Raw genomic sequence first — 22,146 nt, 5'->3', positions numbered from 1 at the left:
GCGGGGGGTGGGTGGCGGGGGCGGCGTTCCCCGCGCGGCCCTGCGGGGCCGGGGGGGCGGGCTCCCCGCCGCGCGGGCCGCCCACCCCCCGCCGCGCGCCCGCCGGGCCGGCGGCCGCGCCGGCCGCGCTCAGCGCGAGTTCGCGCAGCCGGATCACCGGCTGCGGGATGGTGTCGCCGGTTGTCGTCATCGTCCGCTCCCTCTCCTCAGGCACCGTGCTGGGCGACCAGGTCGAACGGCGCCGGCTCGGCCTGGGCGAGCCCCATCACCTTGCCGACCCGCGAGCGGAACTCCGGGGAGGCGGTCGCCGCCTTGTGCGCGGCCGCGTCGTCCCACTCGGCGGTCTCGACGTACACCCGGGCGTCGGCGGCCGAGCGGTACAGCCGGTGGGAACGGAAGCCCGGCTGGGCGCTCATGAAGGCGGTGATCTCCTTGACCAGGGACTCGAACTCGGTGCTGTCACCGGTGACGGTGAAGCGGTTGATGAACGTGAACACGTTGATTCTCCTTGGGTGTTGTGAGGTGGGTCAGAGCGAGCCGAGCAAGCGGTCCCGCAGCTCGCGCCGCTGGACCTTGCCGGTGGCGGAACGCGGGATGCCCTCCACCAGGTGCAGTTGCCGCAGGTGCTCGTAGTAGGGGAGCTGGGCGTTGGCGAACTCGGCCAGGGCGGCCGGGTCGACGCCCTCGCCACGCGGCACGACCAGTCCGACGGCGACCGCGCCGCTCAGTTCGTCGGGCTGGTCGAAGACCACGCAGTCGGTGACCGCCGGATGCCGCATCAGCACCCGCTCGATCTCGGTCGGCGACACCAGCCAGTTGTCGCACTTGAAGACGTCCTTGATCCGGTCGACGACGAACAGCCTGCCCGCCTCGTCGATCCGGCCGACGTCCCCGGTGCGGAACCAGCCGTCCGCGTCGACGGCGTCACCGTGTCCGTCGCCCAGGTAGCCCAGCATCAGCTGCGGCCCCCTGACCTGGATCTCGCCGCGCTCGCCCGCCGGCAGCACCGCGCCGGTCCGCACGTCGACGATCCGGCAGGCCGTCCCGGCCACCGGCGGACCGCTGGAGCCGACGGTGGGTCCCTCCGGAAGGTCGAAGTGCGTCGAGGGCGATGTCTCGGCGAGACCGTAGCCCTGGACCACCGGGACGCCGAAGTGCTCCGACAGCGCCGTCGTCGTGCGGGGCGGCAGCGCGGAACCCCCGGACAGCACCACCCGCAGCGACGGGATCCGCAGGCTCGGCAGGCGCTCGTCCTCGGCCAGCCGGGACAGCCGCACCGGGAGGCTGTACAGGTGCGTCGCCTGCCACGCGCCGGCCAGCCGGACCATCGCCTCCCGGTCCTCCGCCGGGCAGAGCAGGTGGGTCGCGCCGACCGCGAGCGCGGTGTTCAGGTGCATGAGGTGGAACGAGGGCAGGTTGTTGAGCGAGACCGAGTCCGCGTCCAGGCGGTGCGCGTGCGCCGACTGGGCGGCGTTCACCAGCAGGTTGCGGTGGCTCAGCCGCACCGTCTTGGGCGCGCCGGTGGTGCCGCTGGTGAACTGCAGGCAGGCGGTCTCCACGGCCTCGCCGGCCGGGACGACGGTTCGCGGCAGCTCGCCCAGGACCGGCGTGCCGTCGCCCGCCTCCGCGGTCACCACGAGCTGCCGCAGCTTCGGCAGCCGGTTGCGCAGCGCCGCGATCCGGCGGTGCATCCGGGGCGACAGCACTGCCGCCCGCGCGCCACAGGAGTCGAGGACGTGCACCAGGGTGTCGTCCGGCACGAGCGGGTTGAACATCGCGCTGGTGTTCCCGGAGCGGGAGATGCCCAGGAAGGTGACGGCGAACTCGACGGTGAGCTCGGCGGCGATCGCGATCACCGTCCCGGGGCCGCCGAACGCGTCGCGCAGCGCCTCGGCGCACTCGGTCACCCGCTGGTCCAGGTCGGCGTAGTCGATCACCCGACCGTCGGAGACCAGGGCCGGGTGGCGTGGTGTGCGCCGAGCAGCGCGCCGGAGCAGATCGTCGATCCGGGGACCGCCGATCAGCTCCGCCACGGTGTCCAGCGGAGCGCCGAAGGTCGTACTGTCCGCAGGGACGTTCACGTCGGGCCTCCTCTCAGGCGGCGGGCAGGTCGTCCCGGTACACCTGGCGGTGCCGGACCTTCAGCTCGCCGGCCACCCGCACCAGGCGGTCCTCGCAGCTGGTGCTCAGGTGCACCGCGGCCGAACCGCCCTTGGGGGTGGCGATGATCAGGGCGTAGGTCCTGGCCAGCACGCTCCCGTCCGGCTGCTCGGCGAGCTCCAGCATCCCGAGCCAGTGCCGGTGCTGGACCCCGGCGGCGGCCAGGCGCGCGGCGGCCTCGCTGGCGCCGCGCTCGATGGCGGCCCGGCCCTCCTGCGGGTGCGGTCGGGCGTTGGCCGCGAACACGCCGTCCTCGGTGAAGGTCGCGGCCCACTCGGTGACCGCGCCCTCGTCCAGGTAGCGCATCTGCCGGCCGTAGAAGTGCTGGACCTCCTCGTAGAGCGATCCGGTCATGCTTCGGGCCTCCTCGGGGCGTCGGGGGTTGGGTACGGCGACGCTCCCACCCCCGTTTCGAATCCCGTTGGAGTGGTGGCTCGCCCGCTCGAACCGGAGTCGAAGCCGGCCGGGCAGGGTCGGCTCAGGGCCCGGAACGAGCCCGTAACCCGGAGCGGAGACAGGAGAGCGAACAGCGATGAGCACCGAGACAACCGGCACGGTCGCCCTGGTGACCGGAGCGACCAGCGGGATCGGACTGGCCAGCACCGTCCGGTTGGCCGGGCGCGGGCTAAGCGTCTTCATCTGCGCCCGCACCCCGGAGGCCGTCGCCGAGACGGTCGCCCGGCTGCGCGGTGAAGGCCTGGAGGTGGACGGCGTCGCGGCCGATGTCCGCTCCCAGGAGGACGTGGCGAAGGCGGTGCGGGCCGCGGTGGACCGCTACGGCCCGATCGGCGTGCTGGTCAACAACGCCGGACGCAGCGGCGGTGGTGTCACCTCGACCATCAGCGACGAGCTCTGGCACGACGTGATCGAGACCAACCTCACCAGCGTCTTCCGGGTCACCCGCGAGGTCCTCACCACCGGCGGCATGGAGGCGGCCGGCCACGGGCGGATCATCACCGTCGCCTCCACCGGCGGCAAACAGGGTGTCCCGCTCGGGGCGCCGTACTCGGCCTCGAAGGCCGGCGTCATCGGTTTCACCAAGGCGCTCGCCAAGGAGCTCGCCGCCACGGGCACCACGGTCAACGCGGTCTGCCCCGGCTATGTCGAGACCCCGATGGCGGTCCGGGTCCGCCAGGCGTACGCCTCCACCTGGCAGACCACCGAGGAGGACGTGCGCGGGAGGTTCGAGCAGAAGATCCCGCTCGGCCGCTACTCCACCGCCGAGGAGGTGGCGGGCATGGTCGAGTACCTGACCACGCCTGTCGCCGCTTCCATCACCGCGCAGGCGATCAACGTCTGCGGCGGCCTCGGCATCTACTGAGCAACACCTCCGACCAATGTCAACCTCCTTGAGGGAAGGGCCGGTTCGACGAATGACCCGAACCCAGCACACCAGCCACGAGATCGACGTGGCCGCCCCCGCCGACGTCGTCCACGCCGTCATCGCCGACGCCGAGGCCTGGCCGCGGCGCTTCGCGCCAACGCTGCACGTGGAACGCGCGGAGCTGGCGCCCGGCGCCGAGCGCCTGCGGATCTGGGCCCGCGCCAACGGCGAGGTGAAGCACTGGACGTCACGCCGGGACCTGGACGCCGGCCTGCGCCGGATCCGGTTCCGGCAGGAGGTCTCCTCGCCCCCCGTCGCCTCGATGGCGGGGGAGTGGCGGGTGACCGAGCGCCCCGGCGGCGCCACCCTCACCCTCACCCATGAGTTCACCGCCGTCGACGACGACCCGAAGGGCATCGAGTGGATCACTGAGGCCACCGACCGCAACAGTCGCACCGAACTCGGCAACATCAAGGACCTCGCCGAGCGGTGGTCACAACTGGCCGACCTGGAATTCGAGTTCGAGGACTCGGTGCTGGTCGCCGCCCCGCTGGAGACGGTCCACGACTTCCTCCACGACGCCGCCGCCTGGCCGGCCCGACTGCCCCACGTCGCCCGGCTCGACCTGCGCGAGGAGGCCGGCGGCATCCAGCACATGGCGATGGACACCCGCACCGCCGACGGCTCCGAGCACACCACCGAGTCCGTCCGGATCTGTTTCCCCGGGGCCGACATCGCCTACAAGCAGCTGCGCACCCCGTCGATGATGGCCGCGCACACCGGTCGCTGGTCCTTCGAACAGACCGAGCACGGCGTCCGGGTGAGCTCCTGGCACGCTGTCGTGCTCAATCCGGAAGCCATCCCCGCCGTCCTCGGCCCGGACGCCACCACGGCCACCGCCCGCCGGTTCATCCGCGAGGCGGCCGGCGGCAACAGCCGCGCGACCCTGGGGCTCGCCAAGCGGTTCGCCGAGGAACGCCATGGCTGATCCCGCCCCGGCTGTCCTCATCGCCGGCGCCGGCCCGGTCGGGCTCACCGCGGCGCACGAACTCGCCCGGCGCGGCGTGCGGGTCCGGCTGATCGACGCCGCCGCCGGTCCGGCGACCAGCAGCCGGGCGTTGGCGGTGCACGCCCGGACCATGGAGTTGCTCGACCAGCTGGGGGCGCTCGACCGGCTGCTGCCGCTGGGTCGGCGGGTCACCCACTTCACCATGCACCGGCGGGGCCGTACCCTGATCCGCTTCGACACCAACTACCGGGAAATGCCCACCCGTTACCCGTTCAGCCTGATGGTGGACCAGGTGGTCACCGAGCGGGTGCTGCGCGAGTGCGCCGCCGGGCAGGGCGTCGACGTCGAGTGGGGCGTCGAGCTGATCGCCCTGCGCCCCGAGGCCGACGCCGTCCAGGTCACCCTGCGCCATCCCGACGGGCGGACCGAGCAGACCCTGGCGCCCTGGCTGATCGGCGCCGACGGCGGCCACAGCACCGTCCGACGGCAGCTCGGCATGCGTCTGGTCGGCGACTCCACCCAGACCTGGCTCAACGCCGACGTGACGCTCGACGCCGACCTGTCGCCGGACAGCAACCACCTGCTGCACACCGACCCGGGCACCCTGCTGCTGGTCCCGTTCCCCGAACCGGGCAAGTGGCGCGTGGTGGACACCGTGGACGTCCACGGCGCGGACGACCCCGAGCTGATCCGGCGCCGGCTGGCCGGCAAGATCGGCCGGACACTCGGCCGGCGGGTCGAAGTCGGCACGCCCAGCTGGCTCTCGGCCTTCACCGTGCAGCAGCGCCAGATCACCCGGATGCGCTCGGGCCGCTGCTTCCTCGCCGGTGACGCCGCCCACGTGCACAGCCCGGCCTCCGGGCAGGGCATGAACAGCGGCATCCAGGACGCCTGCAACCTCGCCTGGAAGCTCGCCGACGTGATCCGCGGCCACGCCGGGCCCGAACTGCTCGACAGCTACGACGCCGAGCGCGTCCCGACCGGAGCCGTCCTGCTCCGCTCCACCCGGACCGCCACCGCGCTGGTCTCGCTGCGCACCACCCTGGCCCCGACCCTGCTCACCGTGGGCACCGCCGCACTGCGCCGGATATCACCGCTGAAGCGCAAGGTCGAAGGCCGGATGATCCGTGGCTTCTGCGGGCTCGGCCTGGCCTACCCGGACAGCCCGCTCACCCGCGCGGCCACGGCACCCGGCAGCGGGATCAGGCCCGGCGACCGGGTCGGCTGCGACGCCCGCGCGGTGAGCGCGCACCCCGGCTGGTCCGCACTCCGTGACGAACTCGCCGACCCGCGCTGGACGTTGATCGCCACCCCCGCTGCCGCCGACCGGTCCGGGCAGCGCGAGGCGCTGGCCCGGATGGAGCGGCTGTTCGGCGCGGCGGTGTCCGTCAGGGCGGTCGGTGACTCGGACGGGTCGGGCGACCTGCCCGACCCCGACGGCGCGCTGCGCTCTGGACTGGGCCTGGCACCCGGGGACTTCCTGCTGATCAGGCCGGACGGGTACGTTGCCGCGCGCGACCGCGGACCGGACCGGTACCTCGCCGTCCTCGAGGACTGCACCCTGCTGCCGGAAGAGGTCGCCCATGCGCGTCATTGACCTGTCCTCGGCGATCGACGCCGGCGCCTGGGAGGTGGACGGCATCAAGCACGAGGTGCTGACACCGGCCGAGGGCGCGCGGCACATGGCCGAGGGCATGCTCCGCAACCACGGCATCGCCTTCGACATCGCCGACCTGCCCGACGGCGAACTGCTCTCGCTGGACACCCTGACCCTGACCACCCACACCGGCACGCACGTCGACGCGCCGTCGCACTACGGCAGCATGGCCGCGTACGGCGTGCCGCGCCACGTCCACGAGTTGCCGCTGGAGTGGTTCATCGGGCCGGGGGTCGTCCTCGACCTGACCGACGGCGGGGTCGGGACGATCGGTGCGGAGCGGCTGCGGAGGGCCTTCGCCGACATCGGTCACACCCCGAGTGCCGGGGAGATCGTCCTGCTGCACACCGGCGCCGACCGACTCGCCGGAACCCCGGAGTACTTCACCCACTTCGCCGGCCTCGACGGTGAGGCGACGAACTTGCTGCTCGACCTCGGGGTGCGGCTCATCGGGACGGACGCCTTCGGTCTCGACGCGCCTTTCCCGCACATGCTCTCCGAGTTCCAGCACACCGGGGACCATTCCGTGCTGTGGCCCGCGCATTTCGCCGGACGACAGCGGGAGTACTGCCAGATCGAGCGGCTGGCCAATCTGGGCGCGCTGCCCGCGCCGACCGGATTCACGGTGCAGGCCTTTCCGGTCAAAATCGTTGGTGCGGGCGCGGGTTGGACACGAGCGGTGGCACTGCTCGATTGACCCCACGATGACCGTCGGTGGCCCGGTTCCCCGAACGGCCCCGGCGGAACACCAGGTCCCGATCACCAAGTGGTGATCGGGACCTGGTGGTTCGTGCCCGGCGAACGGTCAGATCCTGCCGAACGCCCGCAGCATGTACTCCTTGCGGTCCAGCGGGTTGGTGTCCGTCCGCCGCCGGCTCGGGGCCGGACCGGTGGCCGGCCGGTAGCTGTGGAACCGGGTGAGCAGGGCACCCTCGCCCTGGCTCAGCCCGGGCAGCCGCTGCTCGAACTCCTGTACCGTGCGGGCCGGAATGGTGCCCTCCACCAGGCAGGTGCTGCCCTGTCCCCGGGTCGACTCCGGGGTGGCGCCGCACTCGACCAGGTTCAGCAGGGCGGCGCTGGCGTTCTCGGCCGGCACCTCCAGTTCGAACCGGTTGACCGGCTCGAACACCTGCGTCCCGGCCTGCTTGAGCGCGTTCATCAGCACCAGCGGGGTGAGCTTGCGGAAGTCACCCGCCGCGCTGACCGGGCTGGCGAACCCGGAGTGGGTCAGGGTCACCAGGATGTCCAGCACCTCCCAGCCGTTCAGCCCCTGCTGCAGGGTGGCGCGCACGGCCTCCTCGATGGCCTTGTGGAACGCGTGCGGCAGCGAGCCGAGCTCCACCGAGCGGCGGAAGACAACCCCCGAGCCCGGCGCTCCGGGCTCGACCCGCAGTCCGACCGTGGCCCAGAAGAAGGTCCTGCTCCGGTAATCGATCTCCTCCACCCACTCGCCGACTCCGACCGGGCGCTCGACGCAGATGATCCGGGTGCCCTCGAACACCACGTCCAGCTTGTAGTCGTCGGCGAGCGTCGCCGCGATGACCTCCTTCTGCACCTCGCCGTAGAGCGAGACCGAGATCTCCTGCTTCTCGTCGTCCTTGCGGACGTTGATGAACGGGTCCTGATCGGCCAGTTGCAGGAGCGCGTCGTAGAGTTCGGGCATCGCCCCGGACCTGGCCGGCCGGATCACGGTCTCCAGGCTCGGCGGCGCGAAGAGGTGCTCTCCGTCCAGCCCGTCGCCGGTGCCGAGCCGGTCGCCGATCCGGATGCCCTTGAGCCCCCAGACCTTGGCGATGTCACCCGCGCGGGCCTGCGCCTCCACCACCGCGGAACCCTGGTCGAACACCTCGACCACGGTGGTGCGGCCGGGCAGTTCGACGACGCCGCCGTGCTGGTCACGCCGGAAGACGGACACCTTCGACCGGGGCCCGAGCGCCCCCGTCCGCAGTCGTACGAAGGCGACCTTCTCACCCGCCCAGCCACGTTCGATCTTGAACACCGTGCCGCTGAGTGTGTCATCGGAGTGGCCGTCATTGACCGGAAACAGCCTGGTGATCCCGTCCACCAGATCGGTGATGCCGACGCCGGCCACGGCCGAGCCGAAGAACACCGGGTAGAGCTGTGCCTGGCGGGTCTGCCGGGCGAGCTCGTCGGTGTAGTCGCGCTCGGTCAGCGCTGCCTCGTCGTCGAGGTAACGTGCCAGGAACTCGTCCCCGTGCTCGGCCAGGACGTCGGCCAACTCGGCGGTGAAATCCGGGTCTTCGGGTCCGATGGTCCGGGCGATGGCGTGCGCCTGTGGCGTACCGAGCCCGTCCACCCTGGTCATCGGCACGATGGCAGGGGTGAGTTCGGTGCGGATCGACTCCAGCAGGTCGTCGCAGCGGGCGCCCATGCGGTCGATCTTGTTGACGAAGAGGATCACCGGCATGCGCATCTTGACCAGGGTGCGCATCAGCAGGCGGGTCTGTGCCTGCACTCCCTCGACGGCGGAGACGACGAGTACCACGCCGTCGAGCACGCTGAGGGCCCGCTCCACCTCCGAGATGAAGTCCGGGTGGCCGGGGGTGTCGATGAGGTTGACCTTCACGTCGCCGACGGTGAAGGACACCACCGCGGACCGGATGGTGATGCCGCGCTGGCGTTCGAGTTCGTGCGAGTCGGTCTGGGTGTCACCGCGGTCGACGCTGCCGATGCGGTCGATGACGCCGGCGGTGTACAGCAGCCGCTCGGTCAGGCTGGTCTTACCGGCGTCGACATGGGCCAGGATTCCGATGTTCACGCTTACCAAGACGTGTTTCCCCTAGGTGGTGGGCCTTCGTGTGGATAACCGGAGCAACACGGATCTTTCGAGGCACGTCAATCTCCTTCGCGCGCTTGTAGAGGTGGCCCAACCGGTCGCAGTGTAACAGAACTTGACTGAGCGCCAGCCGATCGGCGGGGGTCGATCCGCGGGGGGTGTCTCCCCCGGGGCAGTCCGGCGGGTCGCTTTGGAAATAGACCCGCTGCCACCTTGTGCGGGTTCCTCTTGAGGCCTTGATCTAAGTCTGGATATACCTGGTTCGAGAAATTGTCCGGCGAAATCGGAGGCGTCATGAGGTTCAACGTTCTGGGCCCGCTGGAAGTCCTCGACGCGGGAAAGCCGTGCACGCCGAGCGCGCTCAAGGTGAGGTGGACCCTGGCCATCCTGCTGATGAACGCGAACAGGGTCGTCGACCTCGGCGTCATCATCGAGGAGATCTGGGGCGACAGTCCGCCGCGGACGGCGGTCACCACCGCCCAGACCTACATCTACCAACTGCGCAAGCTCCGTCGCTCGCAGGGCCGCGACGTCATCCTCACCAAGGCGCCGGGCTACGTGATGCTGCTGAGCGAGGACGAGCTCGACGCCCAGGAGTTCGAGCGTCTGCACGGGGAGGGGGCCCGCCTGCTGGCCGACGGCCACCCCGAGGCGGCGGCGGACCGGCTGCGGCAGGCGCTGGGCCTGTGGCGGGGCGCCGCACTGGCGGACATCCCCGTGGGCGGCGCGCTCGCCGGCCACGTGGCCGTCCTCGAGGAGATGCGCCTGCGCGCCCTGGAGCATCGCATCCTGGCCGACCAGCAGCTCGGTCGGCACGGCGAACTGGTGCCGGAACTGCTCGCACTGACGCATCAGCACCCGTTCAAGGAGTGGTTCTACGAACAGCTCATGCTCGCCCTGGACGCCACCGGGCGCCGGAGCGAGGCGCTGCAGGTCTACCGCTCGCTCTACCGCAAGCTCGACGAGGACCTCGGCATCGCCCCCTCACGGCGGCTGTGGGAGCTGCACAGCGCGCTGCTCAGTGCGGACGCACCGCCCCGGCAGCCGGTCCGAGCGGCTGCCGTGCGGGCGGTCGTGCACGGCCGGGTGGCCCGTTCAGCCTAGCGGCACCAGCATGGCCACGGCCCGGGCCTTGTTGACGGCGTCGATCCGGGAGACCGCGTTGAGCTTGACGAAGATGTTCCGCAGATGGCGCTTGACGGTGCCGGGGGAGATGCTGAGCCGGCTGGCGATGGCGGAGTTGCTCAGACCGTTCGCCACGAGCCCCATGACCTCCCGTTCCCGGGAGGACAGTTGGCTGCCGCGCGGACCGGAGATCCAGCCGATGCCGGAGCGCGAGGCCATGATGTACACCCGCTCCCGGTCCGCGGTCAGCCCCCGGACCACCGACACCAGGCAGTCGCTGGCGGTGGCCTCGGAGAGATAGGCGCTCACCCCGGAACTGAGGTACATCTCGACCTCGCCCGGCCGCTCGTGCTTGCTCAGCACGACCACCCGACAGGAGACGCCCCGGTCGTGCAGCCGCCCGAGAGCATGCTCGGTGTCGGCGACCGACTCGCCCGCCCCGTACACCACCACATCGACGCAGTGCCGCGACAGGACGTCCAGTGCCGCGTCCACGTCGCCCACGGCGGCGTGGACGGCCAGGTCGCTCTCCGCGGACAGGAGGGCCTGGAGTCCGGTGCGCAGCAGCACGTTTCTTTCGACGACGAGAACCGACGGAGGATTCTTGGCGAGAGACACGATCAACCCCATTGCTGGCAGATGCAGATTTCCCGGTGGGTAGGGCGAGCCCGTTCCACCGCGTACAGCGGCGCGGTGGACACTCCTGGCCGGGGGTCGGTCGACGGAATCCGGCGTATTCGAATGAGCGGCGGCCGAATGAGCGGCGGTGGAACCACCGGTGGCAGGTGCGATCGGTGTCCGGTCGACGGTGCAGTGAGTTGCGGCCGAATTCCGGGTGGGTTCGAAGGTTGTTCGGGGCGGTGTCCGGCGGCGCCGATTCGGCCCCTTTCACCAGGTGGGCGTGGCGAATCGGCGAGCAGCCGCACGGCTCGTCCGGGCGCCCGGTGACAACCTTCGACGGTCCGGCGGGACAGGTGTGGCGCCCTCAGGGAGGCGGGGATCACGATTCTCATCTGCACTGCTGTGCGGCCAGCGACATGCCGGGCTGCGGTGACACGGATTGGCGCGACCGCGTCACGGGGCGGGCATGCGGCCTTCGGGTGGCCGGGAAAAACAGCCATTCATCGTCCTCCGGTCATGGGGGTCGGCAGATGTTCCGGTCAGGTAATCGGCGCTGTTGCCGGTGACCGCTGGGCCGCCTGACCGCACGGTGCGTTCCTGGTTCACGACCCGGCCGTCCGGGGAAGCGGTCGGTCAATGAGGTCCGCGGTGGTGGTGGTAGTGCCGATTCGGCAGTCGCGATCTGTCCCAAGGAGAACCTAGCGGACCCTCAAGGGCGGCTCAAGGGCGCTTTTCCGCCGCCCGGCCGGGAGTCAGATCACGGGATGGTTTTCACTCTCTGCATACGGAGCTGTGGGCAGCCGAAGAATGGGCTCTCCGGCTTGATGTCAGGGACATTGCCTCAGGGGCATTGCGCGATCGAGGAGTGTCCGGTTCTGTCAGGTGAGGCCGAGGGCCCGGTGGCTGTTGAAGCGACGGGCGTAGTTGTGGATGTCGGACTCGTCGACCTCCCAGCAGTCCTGGGCGATCTCGCCGCAGCAGGCTGGACGCTCGGGTGGGGGCCCAGTAGGGCTTTGTCTCGGCCGGTGTGGTGTCCATCGGCCGGTCGATGGTCGGACATCCGTTCACCGGGTCGGGGTCGTACAGGTCGAGGAACGCCTTGAAGTCGGCCGGAAGCCGGAAGCCGGGGCACCGCTCGCCGGCATCCCGGATCGCGGGCCCGGCCCAACCCCGGTACGAGGGCTCCCCGAGCTGCGCGCGTAGCTGTTCCAGCGAAGGCTGGCCCTCCGGGCGGGGGCGGAAGGTTGCCGCGGTCAGCACTGCCACAGCGACACGGCCTGTGCGCAGGGCCCGGATGCGAAGGCGCAGGCCGCGCCGCGGCCGCCGAAGTTCATCGCGGTGACGTGGTCCCGTCCTTCCTCGAGCTGGACGACGAGACCCATCTCCCGTGCACAGGTCGGGCGGGCAGGGGTGTCATCGTTCCGCGGCCACGCGGGCTGTCCGCCCAACCGGCCGGGAACGTCAAGAGGAGTCCGGCCCGGTGGATCCCACTCCCCGCACATGCCCGGGTCGTTCCGGCACATGAACAGGGCGAGCACGTCCCGCCCGTCGGCGGCGTTGGAGGATGCCTCGTTCCGACTTCCGGTCCTGTTCGGAGGGGTGGCCGGCCGAGCGGGCGTAGCGGTGCACCGCCGCGAGTACCCCGGGTGAGGTGAGCGCGGCTGTCTGTTCTTGTGGGTGGGTGGCCTGACCTGGTTCGGATCGGTTGATGGTGACTCCAGGTGTGACGCGTTGTCCCGTCTCCAGTGAGCTGGAGCAGGGGTACGCAGGGGCCGGCCCGGTGCTACCGGGCTAGGGGGGACGCCGGCCTCAGAGCCAGGGGCGTCGGGGGTGGGGCAGGGTCAGTGGGTCACTGTGCGCAGCAGCAGGAGGCGCTGGTCACGCAGGAGCAGCACATCGGGCCCACGACGTCCATGCTCGGCTTGCCGAGCAGGTCCTCGGTGTCGTCGAGGAACAGCGCCGTGTGGGAGGTCTGCGGTGCGGTGGTGTCGAGGTCCAGCACGGCCAGCTCGGTCAGGTCGAAGGTGGCGAAGTCAATGCTCATGGCGCATCGGTCCTTTCTGGGGTTCGCAGGGGGAACGTGGGGTCTCCGGGTCGTGGGGGTGCCCGAGGGTGCCCGGACCTGGAGTACTCGCCATCCTCCGGCCGTGACTCGCCGTGCGACAAGGAGATCCCGGTGCAGCAAGTTGCACCGCGCGGAGGGGTGATCCGCCCTCGGGGTGTGGCAACTTGTTGCCGTGTGAGGGCGGTGGGAGTGCGGGGCCGTGTTGGTGTCACGCCGTTGTCACGCCGTTCCGGGCGTGCGGGGGTGGTGGTGAACGTGCTTGTGATGCGGGCTCGTTGGTCACCGGATCGGCACGGGGTCGCCGCGAGGGCCCGCTCGTGCACACATCACTGACACTCGCCTGACGCGGTGGAGCGGTGGGTGGCGGGCGGTGGCGTTCAGCGGCGGGTGGTGGTAGACGCTCGCGTGCGGCCGCGTGCTTCGATCGCCGTCGGCTGGTCCCCACGCACCGTTCTGTACGGGCATCCGCCGCGGAACCTGGGGGTGCTCCACCCATGTGATCTTCGCGCACGGCTGGGATCGTGGTGGCGGCCGCACGTTGGCCGGGCACAGTGACCGGTTCGCGGGGACGCGTGAAGAAGGGCTGTCGCAGATGAGCAGTGACATCGGTTCCACCGTCGAGGCCGCGGGCTCCCTGGCGGGGGTCGCCGAGTTGCTGGTGTCGCTGTCCGGCCAGCTGGAGCGGTGGCAGGCCGAGCTGGCGCTGGCGCAGGCGCAGGTGAGGGCCCTGACGGAGCAGAGCGAGCGGCGCCGTCGGGAGGAGGGCCGCCCGGCCGTGCTGACCTGCGAGGAGGCGGTGCGCCTGGTGGTGGCGGTGCTCGCCGAGGGGGCGCAGTGCGTCCGGCACGTCCGCGCGTCCGACTCGACGTTCCTGGACCGGCTGCGGGCGCGGGGCACGGCCTGGCCGCCGCGGATGTCCGTGCGGCAGCTGCTCAGCTGCCCGACGAGCCTGGAACTGCTGGCACCGGGGGAGGGCAACTGCCTGGTCAGGACGGTCTGGACCGAGTTGGACGAGGTCCTGATCATCGACGAGGCCCTGGCGCTGATCCCCGCACCGGGTGCCGTGCGGGTCACCGTGGTCCGGCACCCGGTCGTGGTGCGGCAGCTGGCGCTGTTCTTCGAGGCCGCCTGGGCGCAGGGGGCCCACCCGCGCGAGTCGGTGCTGATCCCGGGCACCGAGGTCGAGCTCAAGCAACGGATCGTGCGGATGCTCGCCGAGGGGGCCAAGGACGAGACGGTGGCCCGGCGGCTGGGGATCTCCCTGCGGACGTGTCGACGGCACATCGCGGAGATCCTGGAGCAGTTGGGGGCCTCCAGCCGGTTCCAGGCCGGGGTCAGGGCGGCCACGCTCGGCGCCGTCCCGACCCCGGGGCCGCGGTAGTCCCGGCCCCGGGGGCTGCGGCAGCCCGCCGGCGGCCGGTGGCTCAGACCCTCAGGTCCAGCATCGGCTCGCCGAACCGGGAGCGGCCGCAGACGAGGGTGAACACCGGAAAGGTCGAGCGGGGCAGCTCCAGGGTCCGCTGCAGCCAGTACTCGCCGAAGGAGCGGGCCGGGCGGGCGAACAGGCCGTGCGCGGCGGCGGCGGTGGTCAGGCCGTGGGTGACCCAGCCGCACCAGAGTTGGAGCAGGGACCAGCCGGCCGGCCCGAACTCCGCCAGGATGCCGTCGAGGTCGGCGGCGAAGACCCACACCGCGTTCGCGTGGCGCAGCCCGCAGTCGATGGTGGGCGTCAGGGGGTAGCCGAAGGCGTCCGCGAACCGCCGCATCAGGTCGGGGTCCTGTCGCTCGCACTCCACCTGACCGTGCGCCACCGCGTAGCGGCCGGTGGGAAGCCCGGCCGTCCGCTGCAGCACGACGCGCGTGTGCACCCGGCGCCCCACCTCGGCGAGCAGCGGGCCCGGCGCCGGTCGCTCGAGCCAGGCGAGCAGGTCGAGCAGGCAGTCCTCACCGAGCACGGCGGGTCTGGCGGAGAAGCCCGACAGGCCGCCGCGGGTCCGCCCGGCGGACCGGTTCGAGAGCGTCTCGGCCCAGCTCGGACGCGTGCTGGCCCCCGTGGTGGCCGATGAGTGACGATTCGTCAGGGCCGGTACGCTGCACACCGGTTCGCTCACGCCGCAGGAGAGCGCGGCCAGCGGTGCGGTCACCTCGTCCGCCTCCCGGACCGAGTCCTGGCGGGACTGCTCGCGCAGTAGCGCGCACTCCTGCTCGTGCCGCTCGGAGCCGGAGCCGGTGTCGGAACCGCCCGCGTCGGGCAGCGGGCGACTGGACGGCAGCGGTCCGGCGCCCTCGAGGGTCACGACCAGCGGCGGCGACCAGGCCCCGGGACCGCTGCCGTCCAGCAGGCGGCCGGCCGCGGCGGTGAGCGCGGCGTCCGAGCGCAGCCGGACCGGGACGCCCAGCAGGTCGGCGGCGGTGTGCAGGGCGCGCAGGTTGATGCCCAGCTCCAGCAGGCTCAGCGCGCAGCGCAGGCGGCCGTACTTGACCGGCAGGTCGGTGTAGCGCGCGGCCAGCAGCACGGTGAGGTCGCCGGGGGCGGGGAGCAGTCCGGCGAGGTCGCCGTCGGCGGCGACGGTGCCCGGCAGGTCGACCAGCGCGTGCCGGTAGACGTCCAGGTAGGCGCTGGATCCGTCGGGTGCCAGCACGAAGGCGTGCACCGGGAACTTGCTGCGCACCGAGGCGATCGCGCGGTGGTCGTTGAACTGGTGGGAGGGCTCGCGCCGCTGCAGACCGAGGGCGCAGACCAGCAGGTGGCCCGCCAGGTCCCCCGGTGCCAAGGCGGAGCGGGCCTCGGGCGGCAGCGGTTGCGGGTAACGTGCGTCGGCCAGCAGCCGGTGGGTGCCGGCCGGGAGCGGGCGTCCTCGGGTGCCGCGGGCGTGGGCCGGTGGCAGGGTCGAGGTGGTGGGCTCGGTGTCGCTCCCCGGGCTCAGCTCGGCCAGGCCGATCCGCAACGGGCCCTGGCGGTAGGCGAAGAGCCGGACATCGGTGGTCGTCGTCATGTGTGGCGCCGCCTCAGGGGAAGGGGTGGGGATCGAAGGGGAAGTCCTCGTCGCGCGGCGGCGTGCCCCGGGCGTCCGCGATCGCGGCGGCCAGCCGGGGGATCCCGGCGAGGCGCTGCTGCGCCTGCCCGAAGCACATCGGCAGGATGCCGGGGACCACGGCCTTGACGACGGAGAGCCCGGCCGCGGTGTGCTCGGGCGTGGACTGGTCGACCAGCACGATGCGCTCCAGGCCGGCCTCACGGAACAGCCCGGCGACGAACCGCAGTGCCTGGGTGACGTCCCCGCGGGCGGCGCGGGTGAAGTCCGCCGGCCAGCCGGGAAAGGCCCGCGCCGGGCCTACCACCGGTCCGCCCAGCAACTCACGCATCCGGGGCAGTAGTTCAGGGTAGGCGTAGCGCTTGTGGTGGTCGGACATCTCCTCGACCAGCCACGGGTCGGCCACGATCGGGCGGGTCGCCTCGACGTCCCAGTCCACCCCGGCGCTGACCATCTGGGACAGCTCCCACAGGCCGGCCCTGATGGCGGCCACCGGATCGGCGCCGGACCCGGCGGAGCTGAGGGTGGCCGGCATCCCGCCGTCCTCCCGCAGGGCCAGCACCCAGACCACCGGGATCGCGAGGTCCACCGTGGCGACCAGGAGGTGGACCTGGTAGCCCTGGTCCTCGATCTGCCGGATCAGCAGCAGGCACTCACGGTCGGTGATCTCCTCGGGCGCGATCCGGGGCAGCGGCCGGCGGCGGTGCCAGGCGAGCAGGAAGGCGTCGCGCTCGGCCAGCTCCAGCAGGGCGTGCAAGGCGGCCTCCTCGTAACTGCCGCCGAGTGCGCAGCCGCTGGAGGAGTCGTGGAAGTAGCGCTTGCGCCTGGCGTGCTCGGGCGCGGTGGAGCGGACGGGGTAGCTGTACTGGTAGAAGCCGATCTCGGCCGGGACGAGCAGCGGTGGGCCGCCGTCCAGCGGGTGGCCCCACACCCAGTCCATCGGGGTGTCCTCGTCACAGGGCCGCAGGCTGCTCAGCGGCGAGGCCAGCTGCCGCGCGGTGTGCCGGCCCAGCCCGGCGAGCCCGATCGCGCGCTCGCCCAGCTCGCGCGCACTGGCGTCGCGCACGAGTGGGGCGACGTGCGGGTAGCCGCCGCTGCGCTCGTACGCCTCCAGGCAGCCCACGGGCTCGGCGCGCCGGAAGGTCGAGCCGCGGCCGAAGCCCGCGAAGGTCGCCCCGAGCAGGCGGGTCTCGGTCATCGCCATGGCGACCGGACGGATCCGCTGGGTCCCCAGCACCGGTCCGTAGCGGGGGTCGGTCAGTGCCGTGCGCATCCGGTCGGGGTCCAGGCCGAACGGCGGCTCGCCGCGGTCGGGCAGCGGGGCGCGGGTGGGACGGGGGAGCAGCGGACGGGGCGGTGGCGGGTCGGCCGGATCGCCGACCAGTGGGCCCGGGGCCTCCGCGCACACCGTACAGCGGTAACTGGGCGCCACCCGGTGCCGGCGCAGCTGGCCGTCAGTGGCGAGCGCGAGCAGCTCGCCAGGGGCGAGCAGGGGTCGGTGATGCCGGAGCAGCTCGGTGAGGAGCTGTCCGAGGGCGGGCGCGAGGACCGGCGCGGCGACCCGCGGTGTCGCCGCCCGGGGCCGTGCCGGTGTTCGCACCGGGGGTGGGGTCGGGTCGTGGGCATGGCCGGGCGCGTCCCGGTCGGTGTCCCGGGCCTGTGCGCAACCGGCGCAGGCCGACGCACCGTCAGGGATCCACAGCGGCCCGAGCAGGACCTCCGCCGAGGTCGCCCGGACGGACAGCAGCGGGCGGCCCTGGTCGCGGGCGATGGCCAGCGCCCGGCTCTCCCACGCGGGGTCGTAGCCGGCGGCGACGGCGATCAGCGGCTCCGGCCGCGCGTCCTGCTGCTCGTGCCAGGGCAGTTCCAGCAGGTCGGCCGGCGCACCCGGGCCCGGCAGGATCCGTGCGCCCGTGATCCGTGCGCTCAGGCCACTCGTGATCCGCGCGCTCATACCAGGGCCACCCAGCCGCAGCTCAGCGCCGGCTCGCCGGCGGTCGCGTCGTGGACCAGCCGCTGCGCGCGCGGGTGCGCCCCCAGGGCCTTGGCACGCGCGAGCAGTTGGCGCAGGCAGTCGTGCACCTGGCGGTCCGGCGCGGCCTCCAGCGACCACGTGCCGACCGGGTCCGGCGACAGGACGGGCGCCTGCGGCGCGGTCCGCGCGGCCGCCTGGAACTGGGCACGGGCGGTGGCGGCGTACAGGGCCGCGTAGGTGGCCGAGCCCAGCCGCGGTCCCCACTGGGTGGCCAGCACCTCGCCGGTGACCTCGTCCGCCACGCTGACCAGCTGCCAGTCCAGGCCGGTCACCGGGTGCCGGCGCAGCTCGGCGGGGACGTCGAAGAAGTCCCGCAGCAGGCCCCAGAGCGTACGGGCCGTGAGGCCATCGACCTTCTCCCAGGGAAGCGGCGCACCGGCGGACCGCACGAGGGCGTCCTGGCCGGCCTGCCGCAGCAGGCCGTCCACCAGCAGGTGGGCCGGGGTGAGCCCGGCCGCGGGGACCAGCCCGGCGTTGCCCCCCTCCGCGCTCCACTCCTCGGCCGCGCGCCGGCGCAGCACGGTGAGCAGGGCCGTCAGGCCGGCGGCGGCGCGGTTCTCGCCCCACCCCAGGACGTGCGGGCCGGTGGCCCGGGTGGCCGTGCTGCGCCCGGCCGTGCCGCGGGCGGCCGACGGTCCGGGGCCCGGGACCACCTGGGCGGTGACCAGGCTGATGGGCAGTTGCGGCAGGTCGAGGTCACGGCCCCAGCGGGCCAGGCCGGTCCACCGGGCGGTGAGGGCGGCGTCGAGCGGGAACTCCCGCGCGGTGGCGGTGGCGGTGGCGGTGGCGGGGTCGGGGTCGGGCTCGGGGATCTCCGTGGGGTCCAGCGGGCGCCAGGCCGGTCCGGGATCGGCCCGCGGCACGGGGACGGCGGTGGTCTGCACCGCGTGGCCGTGCACCACCCAGGCGGAGCGGGTGCCGTCCGCGGTACCGGCCAGGTGGGCCAGCACGCCCTGGGCGGCCAGCGACCCGGCCAGCACCGCGCTGACCGGGCGCGGTGCCGCGGAGTCCACCCCGGTCAGCTGCCAGTCGGTGGCCCGGGCCGCCACGGCCAGGAACGCCCGCAGTTCCGCCGGGTCGGTGCAGACCGGCCCGACCAGGGCGACGGCCGGCCCGGCGGCGACCGGCAGCACGGGTGTGCCCGGCGTCAGGAGCGAGGCGGCGGAGAGCAGGTCCAGCGGGGCGTCGCAGTCGTCGATCAGCACCACCACCGTCGCGGAGGCAGCAGGGGCCGCGGTGGCGGAGAGCTCGAGGTCCGTGGTCTCCCCGGTGCCGTTGGCGGCCAGCCCGCGCCGCACCGCGTCGGCCCCGGGCCCGCCGCCGGCGACCGCCACCCGGGCGGCGCGCACCGCGGCGAAGGCCCGGTACGGCTCGGCGCAGTTCGCCTCCAGGTAGCACAGCAGCGCGGCGTGCTCGGTGGCGCTGCGCGGGTCCGGGAGCGGGCCCGCCACCGCGTCCAGGTCGATCAGCACGTCCTGGGCGAGCAGCGCGCGCACGATGTGTTCGAGGACGGGCCGCGACCGTTCGTCCCCGGTCGCCGCCACCATCTCGTCGACGCTCGTCCCGTCGAGCAGGGCGCCGAACTGGTCGTCGACGACGGTGAAGAGCGCGGGCGGACCGGAGAGCACGAACGAGCGCTCGCCCCGGCTCCAGTGGATCCCTTGCGGCACCGGGGCGCAGTGCGCGTCCGGACGGAGCTTCACTCGCATGACGTCCTCTGCTGGAATCGGGCCCCGGCGGGGCGGTCGAACTCGATGACCCATTCGACGGCGTGGCGCCCCTGGTGGACTCCCGGCAGGGCCTCCTCCAGGTAGCTGCCGGGGGAACGGCGCTCCAGGAACCAGGGCAGCGCCCGGACCGCCAGCGCGCTGGCCAGATCGGCGTACTGCGGCTTCTCCGGCCGCCACTGCGCCGGCTGGCCGCCGCTCCCCGGCGTGCGGGCCAGGGCGGCCGGGTCCGGGGCGGTCTTGATCATCACCTGGTCCGGGACCCCGTGCACCGCCCGCCACGCGGTGAGGTCGACCAGGTACTGGGCCGCATCCGCGGGACCGGGCGCGGACGGGAAGTCGGCCCCGGGATACCAGCGGCGGCGCTGCAGCACCACCTGGCCCACCGTCAGCCGGGGCGTGGCCGCGGTGCGCTGCGGCGAACCGGTCACGGGGGGCTTCTCCCAGCCGAAGGCGTCGACCGCCACCGGGCTCGTGTCGGCCAGCAGCGTGGCGATGCGCAGCGGGGCCGGGTGCAGCTCCTGCCAGCGCATGCCGAGCGTGACCGGACGCACCCGGGCGCCGTCCGCGTCCAGCAGGACCAGCTCGTCCCGGACCGGGTCGTGCGCCAGCCGGATCCCGAGCCAACCCTCGGGGGTGACGGTCCGTTCCAGGAGCGGGATCCGGTGGTTGATGTTGAAGCCGTGCAGTCCGCGGTCCTCGCACGGTGCGATGCCGTCCGCCGAGAGGACCGCGGTGGCGCGCCGGGCGATCGAATCGGCCGCCCGGCCGCCCAGATCGCGGTCCGCGCCGAGGAAGCGCATGCCGAGCAGGCCGTGGCCCGGGAAGCAGCCGTTCAGCACCAGCCGCCCTGCCACCGGCTGGACCGTGAGCCCGTAGGAGGCCGACGGGCGCCGGAACCGCTCGGGCAGCGCGGACGCCAACTCGGTCAGCAGGTCCGGCGCCAGTGCCAGCTCCTCGGCTTGCGGCTGCTCGGCCCGGTGCCGGGCGATCCGCTCGGCGATCGTGCGCACGGCGGTCGCGCGCAGCTTCAGCAGCTGGGCCAGCGAACCGTCACGCGGGCCGGCCATCCCGTCCGCCCCGTCCGGCTGAGCGATCCGGGCCTCGGCACGACGGAGCGCCTCGACCAGAGCGGCGGCGTGGTCGAGCAGCGGGACCGCGGCGCCCGGGCCGAAGCGCTCCACGAACAGGGCGCAGGCCAGGGCCCGCAGCTCCTGATGGCGGTCGAAGAGCGCGGCGAAGTCCGCGATCCGGGCCAGGTCGTCGAGAGCCTGCCGGTGCCCGCCGGTCGAGACCTCGAACGGTTCGAGCACGTAATCCTCGTTGACCCGCAGCCGGCCCGGCCGGGTGCCGTGCTCGGTCAGCCGCTGCTGCGCCGACTCCAACCGGTTCAGCAGGGCCACCCGCTCCGGCACGGTCGCGTGGGGGAGGCGCCCGAGCGAGGCGGCCGCCTCGGCCAGCTCGGCGGCCGCGACCGGGTCGTGCTCGCGCAGCAGGTCCCGGGCGGCCGGCAGCGGGTCCGCCGCCTGCTCGTCCAGGACCGGTCCGGGCAGCAGGATCTGCGCCTCGCACGCGGCCCGGACCAGCTCCGAGGCCTCCCGCTCGGTGCACCGCAGACGGTCCGTCAGTGCCAGGACCAGCTCGGTGGGCGCGAGCGGCCCCAGCGCGAGCAGGTCCAGCAGGGTGGTCAGCTGTGGGGTGAGCGGGGTGGCGAGCACCTGGATCCGCGAGCCGTCGCGCCGGCGGAAACGCACGGCGTCCTGCGTGGTGCGCAGCGAGGGGTTGCGGCGCACCGTGGTCACCCGCGCCACTCCGCCGCCCACCGGCAGCAGGCCCTCGACCAGGGCGGCGAACAGTGCCCGGTCCACCGAGGCGATCGCGTGCGCGCGGCTGCGGTGGAAGGTGAATCGGTCGAGCGCGGTGCCTTGCTCGGACCAGGAGGCGAAGCCGATCGCGGTGAACCGGGCCAGTGGTGAGGTGCGCACCATGGCCCGGGTCAGGTGTTGCAGGATGCCTCGTTCCGACTTCCGGTCCTGTTTGGAGGGGTGGCCGGCCGAGCGGGCGTAGCGGCGCACCGCCGCGAGTACCCCGGGTGAGGTGAGCGCCAGGGACGACTGGAACGGCTCGGCTCCGACCACTTCGGCCAGGGTGGCCCGTTCCTTGGCCAGGGAGTGCTCGTAGCCCGTGGTCAGCACACTCCGTGCGAGGTCGCCGTGCTTCCGGGCCGTCAGCCATGCGGTGGTCGCGGTGGGCCAGCTGCGGCCGGCCGCGGACGCTTTGGGGGTGCGTTGGTTGTGGATCGCGCGCTTGAGCTCCAGGACGGGTCGTAGCTCGCGTCCGGTGGCCGTCGCGGCGAGCTCGAACAGTTCGGCGCAGGCGGCGTTGGCGAGCGTGGTGCACAGTTGCTCGGCCTCGGTCAGCGCGGTGATCGCTGTGGTCAGGGCGGTGGTGCCGAGGCGGCGTCCGGGCAGGGGGTTGACGCGCACCATGGTGGTGTCCGCGAGACCGGCCTGGTCCTGTGGGTAACCGGCTGTCCGTTCTTGTGGGTGGGTGGCCTGACCTGGTTCGGATCGGTTGATGGTGACTCCAGG

16 protein-coding genes and 1 pseudogene are annotated in these 22,146 nt (G+C 72.9%); 6 read left to right on the top strand and 11 right to left on the bottom strand.

Features of this window, described 5'->3' with window-relative positions; all coding sequences use genetic code 11:
- The 4 genes and pseudogenes from ACIGXM_RS23010 to ACIGXM_RS22995 form a co-directional block, all read right to left on the bottom strand.
- Positions 1 to 190: pseudogene (locus ACIGXM_RS23010) on the bottom strand (methyltransferase); the annotation flags it as partial.
- Positions 191 to 206: 16 nt separating this feature from the next.
- Entirely contained in the window at positions 207 to 497 is a 291-nt protein-coding gene (locus ACIGXM_RS23005; RefSeq protein ID WP_396563739.1) for an antibiotic biosynthesis monooxygenase family protein, read from the bottom strand.
- Positions 498 to 527: 30 nt separating this feature from the next.
- Entirely contained in the window at positions 528 to 2,081 is a 1,554-nt protein-coding gene (locus ACIGXM_RS23000) for a class I adenylate-forming enzyme family protein (RefSeq protein WP_396563738.1), read from the bottom strand.
- A gap of 13 nt (positions 2,082 to 2,094) precedes the next feature.
- Positions 2,095 to 2,514 (bottom strand): nuclear transport factor 2 family protein, encoded by a 420-nt coding sequence (locus tag ACIGXM_RS22995; protein ID WP_396563736.1) that lies wholly within the window; start codon positions 2,512 to 2,514, stop codon positions 2,095 to 2,097.
- A 178-nt stretch (positions 2,515 to 2,692) separates the two neighbouring features.
- Here ACIGXM_RS22995 and ACIGXM_RS22990 point away from each other — a divergent pair, with 178 nt between their 5' ends.
- Genes ACIGXM_RS22990 through ACIGXM_RS22975 form a run of 4 tightly spaced genes read left to right on the top strand, consistent with a single transcriptional unit; the run spans position 2,693 to position 6,847 of the window.
- Positions 2,693 to 3,481: an SDR family NAD(P)-dependent oxidoreductase gene (locus tag ACIGXM_RS22990; protein WP_396563734.1), complete on the top strand. Its 789-nt coding sequence runs from the start codon at positions 2,693 to 2,695 to the stop codon at positions 3,479 to 3,481.
- A 52-nt stretch (positions 3,482 to 3,533) separates the two neighbouring features.
- On the top strand, positions 3,534 to 4,472 hold the full coding sequence (locus ACIGXM_RS22985; protein WP_396563732.1) for an aromatase/cyclase: 939 nt from the start codon (positions 3,534 to 3,536) through the stop codon (positions 4,470 to 4,472).
- Positions 4,465 to 6,090, top strand: a complete 1,626-nt coding sequence (locus ACIGXM_RS22980; RefSeq protein WP_396563730.1) for an FAD-dependent oxidoreductase — start codon at positions 4,465 to 4,467, stop codon at positions 6,088 to 6,090. Before ACIGXM_RS22985 ends, ACIGXM_RS22980 begins: the two co-directional genes overlap by 8 nt.
- Positions 6,077 to 6,847: a cyclase family protein gene (locus ACIGXM_RS22975; protein ID WP_396563728.1), complete on the top strand. Its 771-nt coding sequence runs from the start codon at positions 6,077 to 6,079 to the stop codon at positions 6,845 to 6,847. Before ACIGXM_RS22980 ends, ACIGXM_RS22975 begins: the two co-directional genes overlap by 14 nt.
- Before the next feature lie 108 nt (positions 6,848 to 6,955).
- Here the strand turns inward: ACIGXM_RS22975 and tet are convergent, their stop codons facing one another.
- Positions 6,956 to 8,929 carry a tetracycline resistance ribosomal protection protein gene (gene tet / locus ACIGXM_RS22970; RefSeq protein ID WP_396563726.1) on the bottom strand — a complete coding sequence of 658 codons (1,974 nt, stop codon included), beginning with the start codon at positions 8,927 to 8,929 and terminating at the stop codon, positions 6,956 to 6,958.
- A gap of 312 nt (positions 8,930 to 9,241) precedes the next feature.
- Here tet and ACIGXM_RS22965 point away from each other — a divergent pair, with 312 nt between their 5' ends.
- Entirely contained in the window at positions 9,242 to 10,051 is an 810-nt protein-coding gene (locus ACIGXM_RS22965; protein ID WP_396563724.1) for a BTAD domain-containing putative transcriptional regulator, read from the top strand.
- Here ACIGXM_RS22965 and ACIGXM_RS22960 read toward each other — a convergent pair.
- Together ACIGXM_RS22960 and ACIGXM_RS22955 are read right to left on the bottom strand one after the other, a co-directional pair.
- On the bottom strand, positions 10,043 to 10,642 hold the full coding sequence (locus ACIGXM_RS22960; protein ID WP_396563722.1) for a LuxR family transcriptional regulator: 600 nt from the start codon (positions 10,640 to 10,642) through the stop codon (positions 10,043 to 10,045). The two genes, ACIGXM_RS22965 and ACIGXM_RS22960, sit on opposite strands and share 9 nt — an antisense overlap.
- 1,900 nt (positions 10,643 to 12,542) lie before the next feature.
- A complete protein-coding gene (locus tag ACIGXM_RS22955; RefSeq protein ID WP_396563711.1) occupies positions 12,543 to 12,737 on the bottom strand; it encodes a hypothetical protein in 195 nt (64 codons plus the stop codon).
- 613 nt (positions 12,738 to 13,350) lie between these two features.
- Here ACIGXM_RS22955 and ACIGXM_RS22950 point away from each other — a divergent pair.
- Positions 13,351 to 14,139 carry a LuxR C-terminal-related transcriptional regulator gene (locus tag ACIGXM_RS22950; protein WP_396563720.1) on the top strand — a complete coding sequence of 263 codons (789 nt, stop codon included), beginning with the start codon at positions 13,351 to 13,353 and terminating at the stop codon, positions 14,137 to 14,139.
- Between the two features lie 43 nt (positions 14,140 to 14,182).
- Here ACIGXM_RS22950 and ACIGXM_RS22945 read toward each other — a convergent pair whose 3' ends face one another.
- The 4 genes from ACIGXM_RS22945 to ACIGXM_RS22930 are packed head-to-tail and all read right to left on the bottom strand — an operon-like array spanning position 14,183 to position 22,044.
- Positions 14,183 to 15,754, bottom strand: a complete 1,572-nt coding sequence (locus tag ACIGXM_RS22945; RefSeq protein ID WP_396563718.1) for a hypothetical protein — start codon at positions 15,752 to 15,754, stop codon at positions 14,183 to 14,185.
- A gap of 13 nt (positions 15,755 to 15,767) precedes the next feature.
- Positions 15,768 to 17,747: a TOMM precursor leader peptide-binding protein gene (locus tag ACIGXM_RS22940; protein WP_396563717.1), complete on the bottom strand. Its 1,980-nt coding sequence runs from the start codon at positions 17,745 to 17,747 to the stop codon at positions 15,768 to 15,770.
- Positions 17,744 to 19,537 (bottom strand): hypothetical protein, encoded by a 1,794-nt coding sequence (locus ACIGXM_RS22935; RefSeq protein WP_396563715.1) that lies wholly within the window; start codon positions 19,535 to 19,537, stop codon positions 17,744 to 17,746. The genes ACIGXM_RS22940 and ACIGXM_RS22935 overlap by 4 nt, the downstream gene beginning before the upstream one ends.
- Positions 19,528 to 22,044, bottom strand: coding sequence for a lantibiotic dehydratase (locus ACIGXM_RS22930; RefSeq protein ID WP_396563713.1), 2,517 nt, complete (start codon positions 22,042 to 22,044; stop codon positions 19,528 to 19,530). Before ACIGXM_RS22930 ends, ACIGXM_RS22935 begins: the two co-directional genes overlap by 10 nt.
- Positions 22,045 to 22,146: the final 102 nt, after the last annotated feature.

The organism is Kitasatospora sp. NPDC052896 (assembly GCF_044547075.1).
Taxonomy (GTDB): domain Bacteria; phylum Actinomycetota; class Actinomycetes; order Streptomycetales; family Streptomycetaceae; genus Kitasatospora.
The sequence above is the reverse complement of the archived record's forward strand: the minus strand, read 5'-3'. Positions and strand labels throughout refer to the sequence as shown.

What these genes read in the sequence shown, in the direction of transcription:
- ACIGXM_RS22995 (WP_396563736.1), bottom strand. Translation starts at nt 2,514, where the DNA reads ATGACCGGATCGCTCTACGAGGAGGTCCAGCACTTCTACGGCCGGCAG.
- ACIGXM_RS22990 (WP_396563734.1), top strand. Translation starts at nt 2,693, where the DNA reads ATGAGCACCGAGACAACCGGCACGGTCGCCCTGGTGACCGGAGCGACC.
- ACIGXM_RS22985 (WP_396563732.1), top strand. Translation starts at nt 3,534, where the DNA reads ATGACCCGAACCCAGCACACCAGCCACGAGATCGACGTGGCCGCCCCC.
- ACIGXM_RS22980 (WP_396563730.1), top strand. Translation starts at nt 4,465, where the DNA reads ATGGCTGATCCCGCCCCGGCTGTCCTCATCGCCGGCGCCGGCCCGGTC.
- ACIGXM_RS22975 (WP_396563728.1), top strand. Translation starts at nt 6,077, where the DNA reads ATGCGCGTCATTGACCTGTCCTCGGCGATCGACGCCGGCGCCTGGGAG.
- ACIGXM_RS22965 (WP_396563724.1), top strand. Translation starts at nt 9,242, where the DNA reads ATGAGGTTCAACGTTCTGGGCCCGCTGGAAGTCCTCGACGCGGGAAAG.
- ACIGXM_RS22955 (WP_396563711.1), bottom strand. Translation starts at nt 12,737, where the DNA reads ATGAGCATTGACTTCGCCACCTTCGACCTGACCGAGCTGGCCGTGCTG.
- ACIGXM_RS22950 (WP_396563720.1), top strand. Translation starts at nt 13,351, where the DNA reads ATGAGCAGTGACATCGGTTCCACCGTCGAGGCCGCGGGCTCCCTGGCG.
- ACIGXM_RS22945 (WP_396563718.1), bottom strand. Translation starts at nt 15,754, where the DNA reads ATGACGACGACCACCGATGTCCGGCTCTTCGCCTACCGCCAGGGCCCG.
- ACIGXM_RS22940 (WP_396563717.1), bottom strand. Translation starts at nt 17,747, where the DNA reads ATGAGCGCGCGGATCACGAGTGGCCTGAGCGCACGGATCACGGGCGCA.
- ACIGXM_RS22935 (WP_396563715.1), bottom strand. Translation starts at nt 19,537, where the DNA reads ATGCGAGTGAAGCTCCGTCCGGACGCGCACTGCGCCCCGGTGCCGCAA.
- ACIGXM_RS22930 (WP_396563713.1), bottom strand. Translation starts at nt 22,044, where the DNA reads ATGGTGCGCGTCAACCCCCTGCCCGGACGCCGCCTCGGCACCACCGCC.